General features: G+C 74.6%; 10 protein-coding genes. 8 read left to right on the top strand and 2 right to left on the bottom strand.

Features of this window, described 5'->3' with window-relative positions:
• The 5 genes from ACZ7D7_RS18275 (at position 1) to ACZ7D7_RS18255 (ending at position 7,502) form a co-directional block, all read left to right on the top strand.
• On the top strand, positions 1-1,965 hold the full coding sequence (locus ACZ7D7_RS18275; protein WP_470825446.1) for a prolyl oligopeptidase family serine peptidase: 1,965 nt from the start codon (positions 1-3) through the stop codon (positions 1,963-1,965).
• Positions 1,962-2,888, top strand: coding sequence for a S66 peptidase family protein (locus tag ACZ7D7_RS18270; protein ID WP_470825445.1), 927 nt, complete (start codon positions 1,962-1,964; stop codon positions 2,886-2,888). Before ACZ7D7_RS18275 ends, ACZ7D7_RS18270 begins: the two co-directional genes overlap by 4 nt.
• A 180-nt stretch (positions 2,889-3,068) precedes the next feature.
• The gene (locus ACZ7D7_RS18265) at positions 3,069-4,856 is read left to right on the top strand and encodes a CocE/NonD family hydrolase (protein ID WP_470825444.1); all 1,788 of its coding nucleotides are present in this window, start codon (positions 3,069-3,071) and stop codon (positions 4,854-4,856) included.
• A gap of 32 nt (positions 4,857-4,888) precedes the next feature.
• Positions 4,889-5,440 (top strand): GNAT family N-acetyltransferase, encoded by a 552-nt coding sequence (locus ACZ7D7_RS18260; RefSeq protein ID WP_470825443.1) that lies wholly within the window; start codon positions 4,889-4,891, stop codon positions 5,438-5,440.
• Between the two features lie 82 nt (positions 5,441-5,522).
• Positions 5,523-7,502 (top strand): DUF5107 domain-containing protein, encoded by a 1,980-nt coding sequence (locus ACZ7D7_RS18255; protein WP_470825442.1) that lies wholly within the window; start codon positions 5,523-5,525, stop codon positions 7,500-7,502.
• Positions 7,503-7,536: 34 nt separating this feature from the next.
• Here the strand turns inward: ACZ7D7_RS18255 and ACZ7D7_RS18250 are convergent, their stop codons facing one another.
• On the bottom strand, positions 7,537-7,884 hold the full coding sequence (locus ACZ7D7_RS18250; RefSeq protein ID WP_470825441.1) for a VOC family protein: 348 nt from the start codon (positions 7,882-7,884) through the stop codon (positions 7,537-7,539).
• A 163-nt stretch (positions 7,885-8,047) separates the two neighbouring features.
• Entirely contained in the window at positions 8,048-9,010 is a 963-nt protein-coding gene (locus tag ACZ7D7_RS18245) for an LLM class F420-dependent oxidoreductase (RefSeq protein ID WP_470825439.1), read from the bottom strand.
• Positions 9,011-9,200: 190 nt separating this feature from the next.
• Here ACZ7D7_RS18245 and ACZ7D7_RS18240 point away from each other — a divergent pair, with 190 nt between their 5' ends.
• From ACZ7D7_RS18240 to ligD, 3 genes are read left to right on the top strand one after another with little or no spacing between them, the layout of a single operon-like run.
• Positions 9,201-11,039 carry an FAD-dependent oxidoreductase gene (locus ACZ7D7_RS18240; protein ID WP_470825438.1) on the top strand — a complete coding sequence of 613 codons (1,839 nt, stop codon included), beginning with the start codon at positions 9,201-9,203 and terminating at the stop codon, positions 11,037-11,039.
• Positions 11,036-12,889, top strand: a complete 1,854-nt coding sequence (locus tag ACZ7D7_RS18235; protein WP_470825437.1) for a transketolase — start codon at positions 11,036-11,038, stop codon at positions 12,887-12,889. The genes ACZ7D7_RS18240 and ACZ7D7_RS18235 overlap by 4 nt, the downstream gene beginning before the upstream one ends.
• Positions 12,886-13,848, top strand: a complete 963-nt coding sequence (ligD, locus tag ACZ7D7_RS18230) for a non-homologous end-joining DNA ligase (protein WP_470825436.1) — start codon at positions 12,886-12,888, stop codon at positions 13,846-13,848. Before ACZ7D7_RS18235 ends, ligD begins: the two co-directional genes overlap by 4 nt.
• Positions 13,849-13,887 lie beyond the last annotated feature (39 nt).

Genomic DNA, 13,887 nt, shown 5'->3' with positions numbered 1-13,887 from the left:
TTGGGGGAGAACGTGCAGACCCTGCCGTACGGTGCGTGGCCCTCGCCCGTCGACGCGGCGCTCGCCGCCGCGCACGACGGCCGGCCGGAGTACGTGGGATTCGTCGGCGACGAGGTGTGGTGGACCGCGCCACGACCGGCCGAGGGCGGCCGGCGCACCCTGGTGCGCAGAACGGCCGACGGCACGGAGGAGTCGCTGCTGCCCGCGCCGTGGAACGTGCGCAGCCGCGTCATCGAGTACGGCGGCCACCCCTGGGCCGCACAGGCCGGACCCGACGGCCCACTGGTGGTGTTCGCGAACTTCGCCGACCAGCGGCTGTACCGCCACGAGCCGGGCGGCGCGCCGCGTCCGCTGACGCCGGTGTCCCCGGTGGGCGGCGGACTGCGCTGGGCGGAGCCGCTGATCCGCCCGGAACTCGGCGAAGTGTGGTGCGTGCTGGAGGAGTTCACCGGCGAGGCGCCCACCGACGTGCGCCGGGTCCTGGCCGCTGTGCCGCTGGACGGCTCGGCGGCCGACGACCGGGGCGCCGTGCGCGAACTCACCGACGACGCCCACCGGTTCGTCAGCGGACCGCGGATCTCCCCGGACGGGCGGCGCGCGGCCTGGCTGGCCTGGGACCATCCGCGCATGCCGTGGGACGGCACCGAACTGCTCGTAGCCGACATCGCGCCCGACGGCACGTTCGGCGCGGCCCGCACCGTCGCCGGAGGCCCCGAGGAGTCCGTCGCCCAGGCCGACTGGGCGGCCGACGGCTCCCTGCTGTACGCGAGCGACCGCACCGGCTGGTGGAACCTCTACCGCGACGGGCAGCCGCTGTGCCCGCGCGACGAGGAGTTCGGCGGGCCGCTGTGGAAACTCGGCCTGCGCTGGTTCGCGCCGCTGGAGGGCGGGCTGATCGCCGTCGTGCACGGCAGGGACACCACCGCGCTCGGCGTACTCGACCCCGAGACGGGCGAGCTGTGCGACGCGGCGGGGCCCTGGACCGAGTTCGCCTCCACCCTCGCGGCCGACGCCGAACGCGTCGTCGCGGTCGCCGCGAGCGCCCGGACCGGGTTCGAGGTGGTCGAGCTCGACACCCGCACCGGCCGCGCCCGCGTCATCGGCGCCGCGCACCACGACCCGGTGGACCCGGCGTACCACCCCGACCCGCGGACCCGCACCTTCACCGGGCCGGGCGGCCGGGACATCCACGCCCACGTGTACCCGCCGCACAACCCCGGCTGCGCCGCGCCCGACGGCGAACTGCCGCCGTACGTCGTCTGGGCGCACGGCGGGCCCACCAGCCGTGTACCGCTCGTGCTCGACCTGGAGATCACCTACTTCACCTCGCGGGGCATCGGCGTCGTCGAGGTCAACTACGGCGGCTCCACCGGGCACGGCCGGGAGTACCGCAACCGGCTGCGCGAACAGTGGGGCGTCGTCGACGTCGAGGACTGCGCCGCCGTCGCCCGCGCCCTCGCCGAGGAGGGCACCGCCGACCCCGCCCGGCTCGCGATCCGGGGCGGCAGCGCCGGCGGCTGGACCACGGCCGCGTCCCTCGCCACCACCGACGTCTACGCCTGCGGCACGATCATCTACCCCGTCCTCGACCTCACCGGCTGGAGCACGGGAGGGACCCACGACTTCGAGTCGCAGTACCTGGAGACCCTGGTCGGCCCGTTCGCCGAGGTGCCCGAGCGGTACGAGCAGCGGTCGCCCGCCGCGCACGCCGACGGCGTCACCGCGCCCTTCCTGATGCTCCAGGGCCTGGACGACGTGATCTGCCCGCCCGCCCAGTGCGAGCGGTTCCTCGCCCGCATGCGGGGCCGGGGCGTGCCGCACGCTTACCTCACCTTCGAGGGGGAGGGGCACGGCTTCCGGCGCGCGGACACCCTGGTCCGCGCCCTGGAGGCCGAACTCTCCCTGTACGCCCAGGTGTTCGGGCTGAAGGCGAGCGGCATCCCGACCCTGGAGCTGTCCCGGTGAAGCCGCTCGTGCGACCGCCCCGGCTGGCTCCCGGCGCCCGCGTCGCCGTCGTCGCGCCCAGCGGGCCCGTGCCCGAGGAGCGGCTCCAGGCCGGTCTCGACGTGCTGCGCGGCTGGGACCTCGAGCCCGTCGTGGCGCCCCACGTGCTGGACCGGCACGGCACGTTCGACTACCTGGCGGGCACGGACGCCGGCCGCGCCGCCGACCTCCAGGCCGCCTGGTGCGAGCCGTCCGTGGACGCCGTGCTGTGCGCACGCGGCGGATACGGGGCGCAGCGCATGGCCGACCTGCTCGACTGGGAGGCGATGCGGGCGGCCGGGCCGAAGGTGTTCGTGGGCTTCAGCGACATCACCGCGCTGCACGAGGCGTTCGCGACCCGCCTCGGCATCGTCACCCTGCACGGGCCGATGGCGGCGGGCCTGGACTTCGTGAAGAACGCCGGGGCGCAGGAGCACCTGAGAGCCACGCTCTTCGCCCCGGAGACGGTCCGCACCCTCACGGCGTCCGGCGGCGGCGCCCTGGTTCCCGGCCGGGCGCGCGGCGTCACGCTCGGCGGCTGCCTGTCCCTGCTCGCCGCCGACCTGGGCACCCCGCGCGCCCGGCCGGCGGCGCGCGGCGGGCTGCTCTGCCTGGAGGACATCGGCGAGGAGACGTACCGGCTGGACCGCTACCTCACCCAGCTCCTGCGGGCGGGGTGGCTCGACGGGCTGCGCGGGGTGCTGCTCGGGTCCTGGGTGGACTGCGACCCGTACGACGAGGTGCGCGCGCTGCTCGCCGACCGGCTCGGCGGACTCGGGGTGCCGGTGGTGGAGGAGTTCGGGTTCGGGCACTGCGACGGCGCGCTGACCGTGCCCTTCGGGGTGGCGGCCGAACTCGACGCGGACGCGGGGACCTTGACGCTGGACGAACCGGCCCTGCGCTGACGCCTTCCCCGCCGGGCGCGTGCGGCCCCGGCGGTCGGGGCACACCTCCACTGAATCTCCGTCAAGAAACCCCCGTGACGGTGATTGACGCCGTCTGACACGTGTCACAGCATGACTGCGGCCCGTGCTCACCGGCCGGTATGCAGGGCAGTCCCAGCGCGCCTCAGTGTGGAGGTCTCCGTGTCCCGTCGTGTGCCCAGATCCCGTGCGGTCCTCGCGCTCGCCCTCGGCGCCGCGCTGACCGCGCCCCTCGTCCGGGCCACGCCCGCGGCGGCGGACGACCGGTACACCGTCACCGCGCTGGAGTTCACCGTCCGGGCCGGCGACCGCACCTGTGCGATCGACGCCGACCTCTACCGGCCCGCCGGAGTGGACCGGGACAGCCCGGCGCCCGCCGTGCTCGCCACGAACGGCTTCGGCGGCAGCAAGTCCGACGGTTCGACGGACGCCATCGGCAAGGCGTTCGCGCAGCGCGGTTACGTCTCCCTGGTGTACTCCGGGCTCGGCTTCGGCCGCAGCGGCTGCCTCATCTCCCTGGACGACCCGGCGATCGACGGCGAGGCCGCCTCCCAGCTGGTCGACTTCCTCGGCGGCGGGCGCACCGCCGACGACGGCACCAGGGCGGACTTCGTCGCCCTGGACCGGGCCGGCGACCCGCGCGTCGGCATGATCGGCGGCTCCTACGGCGGCGCCGTCCAGCTCGCGACCGCCGCCGTGGACCGCCGCGTCGACGCCCTCGTCCCCATGATCACCTGGCACGACCTGGCGTACTCGCTCGTGCCGAACAACGCCGTGGGCGGCGAGGACGTGCCGGGTGCCTTCAAATGGCAGTGGACCAACGGCTTCTACCTCATCGGCGAGGGGCAGCCGCTGCTGGAGCCCGCCCTCGACCCGTCGCGCGTCAACTCCGTCGCCTGCCTGCACTTCGTCACCGAGGCCTGCGAGACGATCCGCACCCTCAACTCGGGCCGCTTCCCGGCCGACGAGGCGAAGGACATGCTCGCCTACGCGCGCAGCGTGTCCCCGGTGTCGTACCTGAGCCGCGTGAAGGCGCCCACGCTGCTCGTGCAGGGGCAGGCGGACACCCTGTTCAATCTCAACGAGGCGACGGCGACGTACCGGACGCTCCGGGCGCAGGGCACGCCCGCCAAGATGATCTGGCAGTCCTGGGGCCACAGCGGCGGCCTCACCGACCCGGCCACCGGAGAACTGAACATCACCGAGGGCAACCTGGAGACCAGCTACGTCGGCCGCCGCGTCCTCGCCTGGTTCGACCGCCACCTGCGGGGACACGACGTCGACACCGGACCCGCGTTCGCCTACCGGCGCGACTGGATCACCGACCCCGCCGAGGCCTACGCCACCGCGGCCCGCCTGCCCGACCCGGACCACGCGCTGTACCTGTCGGGCGACGGCGGACTCGTCGGCAGCCGCGCCGAGGTGACGCGCGGCAGCCGCACCTACGCCAACGCCCCGGTGCCGACCAGCCATTCGGAGAATTCACTCGCCCGGGTCGTCGGGCTGCCCGACCCCGCGCCGTACGACACCCCGGGCAGCCACCTGGCGTGGACGAGCGCACCGCTGGAGTCACCCCTCGACGTCGTGGGCGCCCCCACGGCACGCCTGAAGGTGGTCTCCCCGGCGGCGGCGCGGACGCAGGACTCGGGCGATCACGCCGACCGGCTGGTGCTGTTCGCCAAGCTGTACGACGAGGCGCCCGACGGCACGCGCACCCTCGTGCACCGGCTGGTCGCGCCGGTGCGGGTGCCCGACGTGACGCGGGCCTTCACCGTGACCCTGCCCGGGATCGTGCACCGCTACGAGCGGGGCCACCGGCTGCGGTTCGTGATCGCGGCGAGCGACGGCGCCTACGGAGGCAACCGCGGCATCAAGCCGGTGACCGTGGTGAGCGCCCCGGACGACGACACCGGAGTGCTGCGGCTGCCGGTGACCGACGCGGCCCCGTGAGCGCCGGGGAGGCGGCGTCGTAGGGTGGCTGGATGCCGCACGACGCTTCCCGCCACCTCGCCACCGGGCCACGGGTCGGCATCCGCCACTTCACCTACGCTGACGGCGCCGAGTTCACCGCGCGCGTCCGGGAGAGCAAGGACCTGCACCAGCCGTGGCTGTTCCCGCCGGACAGCGCCGACGCCTACGCCGCCTACGCGGGACGGCTGATCGAGGACCCCACCAAGGCCGGGTTCCTGGTGTGCGAGCGCGACAGCGGCGACATCGCCGGGTTCGTCACGATCAACAACATCGTGCAGGGCGCCTTCCTCAGCGGGGCCCTAGGCTACGGGGCGTTCGCGCACGCGGCCGGGCGGGGACTGATGAAGGAGGGGCTGAACCTTGTGGTGCGGTACGCGTTCGGCCCGATGCGGCTGCACCGGCTGGAGATCAACGTCCAGCCCGCCAACGCCGCGTCCGTCGGGCTGGCCGCCGCCTGCGGTTTCCGGCTGGAGGGCTTCTCGCCGAAGATGCTGTTCATCGCCGGAGCCTGGCGCGACCACGAACGCTGGGCGATCACCGCCGAGATGGTGTCCGGCACCTGAGCCGGAGCGGCCGCCCCGCACCGCGGCGGCGGGCGAACTCGGCTCGTAGGGCCCCTGGTCAGCTCACCGTCGAGCGGCTTCCATGGTGATCGTGACGACGATCCGACGCGAGGTACTGACGCTGCCCGCCGCGCCGCTGGGCCCCGACAACCCGCTGCCACCCCTGCGGCCCCTGGACGAGACGCACCGCATCGACGACCGCGACAAGGAGGGCATGCCGCGCGACATGGCCCGCCAGGTCGGCCACGAGCCCCTGCGCAGCCTGCTGCCCGAGCACGTCCGCGACGGCTACGACCGCGTCCGCGCACCGCGCGGCATCGACGCCCTCGTCATCGAGAACGACCGGCTCAGAGCCACCGTCCTGCCCGGCCTCGGCGGCCGGATCGCCTCCCTCTTCCACAAGCCCGCCGGCCGCGAACTCCTGTACCGCAATCCGGTGTTCCAGCCCGCCGACTTCGCCCTCAACGGCGCCTGGTACTCCGGCGGCGTCGAATGGAACATCGGCGCCACCGGCCACACCGCCCTGTCCTGCGCGCCCCTGCACGCCGCCCGCGTCACCGCGCCCGACGGCACCGACATGCTGCGCCTGTGGGAGTGGGAACGGCTGCGCGACCTGCCCTTCCAGGTCGACCTGTGGCTGCCCGACGGCTCCGACTTCCTCCACGTCGGCGTCCGGATCCGCAACCCCCACGAGCGGCCCGCGCCCCTGTACTGGTGGTCCAACATCGCCGTGCCCGAGGACCGCCGCGTGCTCGCCCCCGCCGACACCGCCTGGCACTTCGGCTACGAACGCCGGCTGCGGCAGGTGCCGGTCCCGGTGTCCGACGGCGCCGACCGCACGTATCCCGCCAACAGCACCTACGCCGCGGACTACTTCTACGACGTGCCGGACGGCCGGCGCCGCTGGATCGCCGCCCTCGGCGAGGACGGGCACGGACTGGTGCAGACGTCGACGGACGTGCTGCGCGGCCGGAAGCTGTTCGTGTGGGGCACCGGTCCCGGCGGACGGCGCTGGCAGGACTGGCTCACCGAGCCGGGCACCGGCGGCTACTGCGAGATCCAGGCCGGACTCGCCCGCACCCAGCTGGAGCACGTACCGCTGGACGCGGAGAGCGAGGTGTCCTGGCTGGAGTCCTACGGGCCCCTCGACGCGCCGCCCGCGGGGGAGTGGCACACCGTGCTGGCCGGGGCCGAGGCCCGGCTGGAGGCGGCGCTGCCGCGCGCCGACGTCGACGCCGCGTACGCCGCCTGGCTGCCGCACGCCGACACCGAACCCGTCGAGCAGCTCGCCGTCGGCTCCGGCTGGGGCGCCCTCGAAGTGCTGCGCGCCGACTGGAAGCTGCCGGGCACGCCGTTCCCGGAGAGCACGCTCGGCGCCGCCCAGGAACCCTGGCTGCACCTGCTGCGCGCCGGGTCGGTGCCCGAGCCCGACGGCGCGGAGCCGCCCGGTCCGACGCTCGTCGCCCCGCACTGGCGGGACATGCTGGAGACCGCGCCCGCCGCCCCGCACACCGAGTACCACCTCGGCGTCGCCCAATGGCACGCCGGGGACCGGGCCCAGGCCGAGCGCAGCTGGGAACGCGGACTGCGCGAGGCGCCCACGGTGTGGCCGATGCTGCGCTGCCTCGCCGTCGCCGACCAGGAGGGCGGGCATCCCGAGCGGGCCGCCGACCGGTACGCCGAGGCCTTCGACGACCTGTGCCGGCAGCGCGGCGAGGTGGGCGGCGACGTCCACGAGCGGTGGGTGGCGGCCACGGCCGCGCTGGGCCGCGAGGCCGTCGAGGCACTGCTCGCCGTGGGGCGTACCGCCGACGCGCGGGCCGTGTGGCGGCGGCTCGACCGGTCGACGCGCGCCCGCGGCCGGTTCCGGCTCCTGGAGGCGGCGCTGCTGCTCGCCGAGGGGCGGCGCGAGGAGGCCCGCGCCGTGTTCGACGCGGGCCTGGAGGTGGCGGATCTGCGGGAGGGTTCGCGGGACATCGACCGGCTGTGGGCGGCCGTCGGCGGCGGCGAACCGCTGCCCGCCCGCCTCGACTTCCGGATGCGGCCCGACCCGTCCCCGTGAGGGGAGCGGCATGCGGGCAGTCCCGGGGGCCGGTCTACTGGCGGCGGTCCACGTACTCGTACACCGCGCCGTCCGGATGCATCGCGATCAGGTTGCGGCCCGCGGGCGTCGCCATCGGACCCGCGACGATGTGGGCGCCCAGGTCGCTGAGCACCTGGCGCGCCTCGTCGACGTCCGTGACGGCGATGGTCGCCGCCACCTTGCGCAGCACCTCCAGTTCCGCCTCGGGCCCGCTCATGAGCAGAAAGCAGCCGACCGCCGCCACTTGTACGCCGCCGCGCTCGAAGCGGAGCGCCGTGCCGCCCGCGAGGCGTTCGTAGAAGGGGACCGCGGTCTCCAGGTCGTCGACGCAAACGCGCAGCGTGGCTCCCAGAATGTCCATGCGGACGAGCCTAGTTGGGGCCGGCCGGGCGAGGTGATCGTTTCACACGATCCCCGCCAACCTCCCCGGCCCCCGGCCCCCGGCCCCCGGCCCCCGGCCCCCGGCCCCCGGCCCCCGGCCCTCGGCCCTCGGCCCCCGGCCGGCGCCCGACGGCGCCCCGTGCTCAGGAACTCTGCTGGAGCTGCGGCAGGACCTTCGTGCGGTAGAAGTCGAAGAAGCCCCGCAGGTCGGGGCCGATCTGGTTGACGTAGATCCGGTCGAATCCCGCCTCGGCGAACCGCCGCAGCTCCGCCACGTGCTCGTCCACGTCGTCGCCGCACACCCGGCTCTCGCGCACCATGTCCTCGGTGACGAGGGACTGCGCCTGCTCGAAGTGTTTCGGCGACGGCAGCACCTGGCCCAGCTCGCCCGGCAGTTGCTCGTTCGCCCACAGGCGGTGCACGGTGCGCACCGCCGCGTCGCGGTCCGTGTCGTAGCAGACCTTGGTGCCGCCGCTGACGGGCTTCCCGCCGCCCCCGCCCTTGCGGTACTGCTCCACCATCGTCGCGTCCGGCGTCATCGTGATGTAGCCGTCGCCGACGCGGGCCGCCAGCTTGGTCGCCGCGGGGCCGAAACCGGAGATGTCGATGGGGACGGGCTCGTCCGGCACGGTGTAGAGGCGGGCGTTCTCCACCGTGTAGTGCGTGCCGTGGTGGTTCACCTCGTCGCCCGAGAACAGCCGGCGCATCACCTGGATCGCCTCCTCCAGCATCTCCAGGCGCACGTGCGCGGGCGGCCAGGCGTCGCCGAGGATGTGTTCGTTGAGGGCCTCGCCCGTGCCGACGCCCAGCCGGAACCGGCCGTTCGTCATCACCGCGCTCGTCGCGGCGGCCTGTGCGACGACCGCCGGGTGGATCCGCACGGTGGGGCAGGTCACGGCCGTCTCGACCGGCAGCGACACGGCCTCCGACAGCGCGCCGATCACCGACCACACGAACGGGCTCTGGCCCTGCTCGTCGCTCCACGGGTGGTAGTGGTCCGAGATCCACAGCGCCTGGAAACCGGCCTGCTCGGCCATCCGCGCCTGCTCGATCAGCTCGGCGGGACCGTACTGCTCGCACGAGAGGAAGTAGCCGTATTCGGGCATGGGGGTGCGCCTCCGCGACGACGGGCTCCCCCCGCCCGGACCACGGCCCGGCGGGGGGTGGGGGTCGGGCCACCGAGTACCCGGGGGCGCCACGGGCAACCGGCCGGTCGCGGGGGCCGCGACGTTTGGCCGACCCCGCCGGGGGGACGCGGAAGGCTCCCGAGGTACGCGACAGCCCCGGAGGCGAACCGTGAGTCGACCCCGCATCGTGATCGTCGGTGCCGGTTTCGCCGGGTACCGGACGGCCCGCACCCTGTCCCGGCTGACCCGGAACCGCGCCGACATCACCCTGCTGAACCCGACCGACTACTTCCTGTACCTGCCCCTGCTGCCCCAGGTCGCCGCCGGGATCCTGGAACCGCGCCGAGTCACCGTGTCCCTGTCCGGCACCCTGCCGCACGTCCGGCTGGTCCTCGGCGAGGCCGACCGCGTCGACCTCGACGGGCACACCGTGCACTACACCGGGCCCGAGGGGGAGAGCGGCACCCTGCCCTTCGACCGGCTCGTGCTCGCCGCCGGCAGCGTCAACAAACTGTTGCCCGTCCCCGGCGTCGCCGAGCACGCGCACGGCTTCCGCGGGCTGCCCGAGGCGCTGTACCTGCGCGACCACGTGACCCGCCAGGTCGAACTGGCCGCGTCCGCCTCCGACCCCGCGGCCTGCGCCGCCCGCTGCACCTTCGTGGTGGTCGGCGCCGGATACACCGGCACCGAGGTCGCCGCGCACGGGCAGCTGTTCACCGACGCGCAGGTGCGCAAGCACCCGCTGCGGCAGGGCATGCGGCCCCGCTGGATGCTGCTGGACATCGCGGAGCGCGTGCTGCCCGAACTGGACGAGAAGCTCTCCCGCACGGCCGACCGGGTGCTGCGGCAGCGCGGCGTCGACGTGCGCATGGGCACCTCCGTGAAGGAGGCCACGCACGACGGGGTGCTGCTGACCGACGGCGAGTTCGTGGACACCCGCACCCTGGTGTGGTGCGTCGGCGTACGGCCCGATCCGCTCGCCGAGTCGCTCGGGCTGCCCATGGAGCGCGGCCGGCTCGTGGTCGACCCGCACCTCCAAGTGCCGGGCCGGCCCGAGCTGTTCGCGTGCGGGGACGCCGCCGCGGTGCCCGACCTGGAGAAGCCCGGCCAGTACACGCCGATGACCGCGCAGCACGCCTGGCGGCAGGGGAAGGTGTGCGCGCAGAACGTCGCCGCGTCGCTCGGCCTCGGCGAACGGCACGCCTACCGCCACCGCGACCTGGGCTTCGTGGTCGACCTGGGCGGCGTCAAGGCCGCCGCCAACCCGTTCGGCGTGGCCCTCGCTGGGCCGGCGGCGGGCGCGGTGACACGCGGCTACCACCTCGCGGCGATGCCCGGCAATCGGGTCCGGGTGGCCGCCGACTGGATCCTGGACGCGGTACTGCCCCGCCAGGCCGTCCAGTTGGGCCTCGTCCGCTCCTGGTCGGTACCGCTGGACACGGCGTCCCCGGAACTGGCCCGGGTGCCGGGCGGACCGGAGCGGCGGGGGTCCGGGGGCGGGGCCGAGTCCGAGTCCAGGGCGGGGGACGGTGGTGCGAAGGCCGAGTCGGGGGTGACGGGCGGTGGTTCGACGTCCGCGTCGAGGGCGCGGCAGGGTGGATCGGAAGCCAAGCCCCGGGCGGGGGAGGGGCGTTCGCAGGACAAGCCCGCCAAGGGTCCGTCCGGTGGCGAGCCCGCGAAGCCGCAGCCCGGCGAGCCCGCCAGGAATCAGCCCGGCGGTGAGCCTGCCAAGAGTCAGCCCGGCGGCGAGCCCGCCAAGGGCCAACCCGGTGGCGAGCCCGCCAGGAATCAGCCCCTTTCCGAGCCGCCCGCGAACCAGCCGCCACCGGGGCCCGGCGTCGCCCCCGGTCCCGTCAAGCGCACCGATCCGCCTGATCCGACCGATCCGCCCGACAGGCCCGGCGGTTCCCACGGCCGCGACACCCGCGCAGAGCCCGCGAAGCCCCGCAGCCCCGCAGAGCCCTCAGCCCCGGCAGAGCCCGCAGACCCCGCAGAAGGAGACTCATGAACACCGGTGAACTCGTCGAGCTGGGCCAGCAGTTGCGCGTGGACGGCATCCGGGCCTCGGCCACCGCGGGGTCCGGGCATCCGACGTCGTCGATGTCCGCCGCGGACCTGATGGCCGTACTCCTCGCGAACCATCTGCGCTACGACTTCGACCGCCCCGCCCACCCCGGCAACGACCGCTTCGTGCTGTCCAAGGGACACGCCTCGCCCCTGCTGTACGCCGCGTACAAGGCGGCCGGCGCCATCGACGACGCCGAACTCCTCACGTACCGCACGCTCGGCAGCCGGCTGGAAGGGCATCCCACGCCGCAGCGGCTGCCGTGGGTGGAGACGGCCACCGGATCGCTCGGCCAGGGGCTGCCGGTGGGCGTCGGCATCGCCCTGTCCGGCAAGCGGCTCGACCGCGCGGAGTACCGGGTGTGGGTGCTGTGCGGCGACAGCGAACTCGCCGAGGGCTCCGTGTGGGAGGCCGCCGAGCACGCCGGACACGAGCACCTCGACAACCTCACCGCGATCGTCGACGTCAACCGGCTCGGCCAGCGCGGCCCCACCCGGCACGGCCACGACCTCGACGCGTACGCCCGCCGCTTCCAGGCGTTCGGCTGGCACACCGTCGAGATCGACGGGCACGACGTCGACGCCATCGACCGGGCCTACGGCGAGGCCGCCTCCACCAAGGGCCAGCCCACGGCGATCATCGCCCGCACTCTGAAGGGCAAGGGCGTCGCCGACGTGGAGGACCGCGAGGGCCTGCACGGCAAGCCGCTGAAGAACGCCGACGAGGCCATCGCCGAACTCGGCGGCCCCCGCGATGTCCGCCTCCGGGTGCAGGAGCCGCCGGCCACCAGGATGCTGCACTCCGTGAGCACCGGCGACCTCGAACTGCCCCGCTGGGAGAAGGGCGCCGAGCAGGGCGTCGCCACGCGCGACGCGTACGGGCAGGCGCTCGCCGCGCTCGGCACCGCGCGCGGCGACGTCGTCGCCCTCGACGGCGAGGTCGGCGACTCCACGCGCGCGGAGACGTTCGCCAAGGAGCATCCCGAGCGCTACTTCGAGTGCTACATCGCCGAGCAGCAGATGGTCGCCGCGGCCGTCGGCATGGCGACCCGCGGCTGGGTGCCGTACGCCGCCACCTTCGCGGCGTTCCTCACGCGCGCGTACGACTTCGTGCGCATGGCGTCGATCAGCGGTTCCGGCATCAACCTCGTCGGCTCGCACGCGGGCGTCGCCATCGGCCAGGACGGGCCCAGTCAGATGGGTCTGGAGGACCTGGCGATGATGCGCGCCGTGCACGGCTCGACCGTGCTCTACCCGTGCGACGCCAACCAGACCGCGCGGCTCGTCGCCGAGATGGCCGGCCTGGAGGGCGTCCGCTACCTGCGCACCTCGCGCGGTGAGAGCCCGGTGATCTACGGCCCCGACGAGACGTTCCCGGTCGGCGGCAGCAAGGTGCTGCGCTCCTCCGGGCAGGACCGGATGACCCTCGTCGCGGCCGGCGTCACCGTGCCGGCGGCGCTGGCCGCCGCGGACGCCCTCGACCGGGAGGGCATCGCGGTCCGGGTGATCGATCTGTACTCGGTCAAGCCCGTCGACCGCCTCACCCTGCGGCGTGCCGCGGAGGAGACCGGCTGCCTGCTGACGGTGGAGGACCACCACCCGGAGGGCGGCATCGGGGACGCCGTCCTGGACGCCTTCCTCGACGGGCGGCCCGTGCCGCGCTTGGTCCGGCTCGCCGTGCGCACCATGCCCGGCTCGGCCACCCCGGACGAGCAGGCGCACGCCGCCGGCATCGACGCCGACTCCATCGCCGCCGCGGGCCGCCTGCTGGTGGAGCAGGCCGTGGTGCCGTGACCGGCGACGACGGACGGACCGGGGACGAGGGAAGGACCGGCGGCGACGGACGGAGCGTGCGGGCCGGCCGCCGCACGGTCGAGGTCCACCGGCCGGACAAGGTGCTGATCCCCGGCGACGGCACGGCCGGGGACGTGACGAAGGCCGACCTCGTCGCCTACTACCGGACGATCGCGCCCTACCTGCTGCCGCACCTGCGGGGCCGGCCCCTGATGCTGGAGCGGTACCCGGACGGCCCGCACGGCCCCCGGTTCATGCAGAAGAACACCCCGGAGCACTACCCGGAGTGGATCACCCGCGCCGAGGTCGCCAAGGAGGGCGGCACCGTGTGCCACACGGTGTGCGACGACACGGCCACCCTGCTGTACCTCGCCGACCAGGCCGCCCTCACCCTGCACCGCTGGCTGTCCCGCGTCGACCACCCGGACCGGCCCGACCTGATGGTCTTCGACCTCGACCCGGCCGGCGACGACTTCGCCGCGGTGCGGGAGGCGGCCGGGCTGCTCGGTGAACTGCTCGACGCGCTGGACCTGCCGTCGGCCCTCATGACCACCGGCTCCCGCGGCCTGCACGTCGTCGTGCCGCTGAACGGCCGTCACCCCTTCGACGAGGTACGGCGGTTCGCCCGCGACGTCGCCGACACCCTCGCCGCCGCCCACCCCGAGCGGCTCACCACCGCCGCCCGCAAGAAGGACCGCGGCGACCGCCTCTACCTCGACGTGCAGCGCAACGCCTACGCGCAGACCGCCGTCGCCCCGTACACCGTGCGGCCCGGGCCCGGCGCCCCCGTGGCGACCCCGCTCACCTGGGACCGGCTCGACGACCCGGAGCTGCACGCCCGCCGCTGGACGATCACCGACGCCGCCGACCAGGCCCGCACCCGCCCCTGGTCGGCGATCATGCGCCGGCGCCGCGCCCTGGGACCGGCGCGGCGCCGGCTCGACAGGGTGCGCGGTTGAACACCTTGTGCTCGTGAAGGTTTGGCCAACGGACATGAG

Source organism: Streptomyces sp. NPDC037054 (assembly GCF_055606745.1).
Note: the sequence above shows the minus strand (reverse complement) of the source record. Positions and strands in the feature narration are given on the sequence as shown.

Excerpts from the sequence above, each read along its gene's own strand:
- ACZ7D7_RS18260 (WP_470825443.1), top strand. The coding sequence starts at position 4,889 with ATGCCGCACGACGCTTCCCGCCACCTCGCCACCGGGCCACGGGTCGGC.
- ACZ7D7_RS18245 (WP_470825439.1), bottom strand. The coding sequence starts at position 9,010 with ATGCCCGAATACGGCTACTTCCTCTCGTGCGAGCAGTACGGTCCCGCC.
- ACZ7D7_RS18235 (WP_470825437.1), top strand. The coding sequence starts at position 11,036 with ATGAACACCGGTGAACTCGTCGAGCTGGGCCAGCAGTTGCGCGTGGAC.
- ACZ7D7_RS18255 (WP_470825442.1), top strand. The coding sequence starts at position 5,523 with ATGGTGATCGTGACGACGATCCGACGCGAGGTACTGACGCTGCCCGCC.
- ACZ7D7_RS18250 (WP_470825441.1), bottom strand. The coding sequence starts at position 7,884 with ATGGACATTCTGGGAGCCACGCTGCGCGTTTGCGTCGACGACCTGGAG.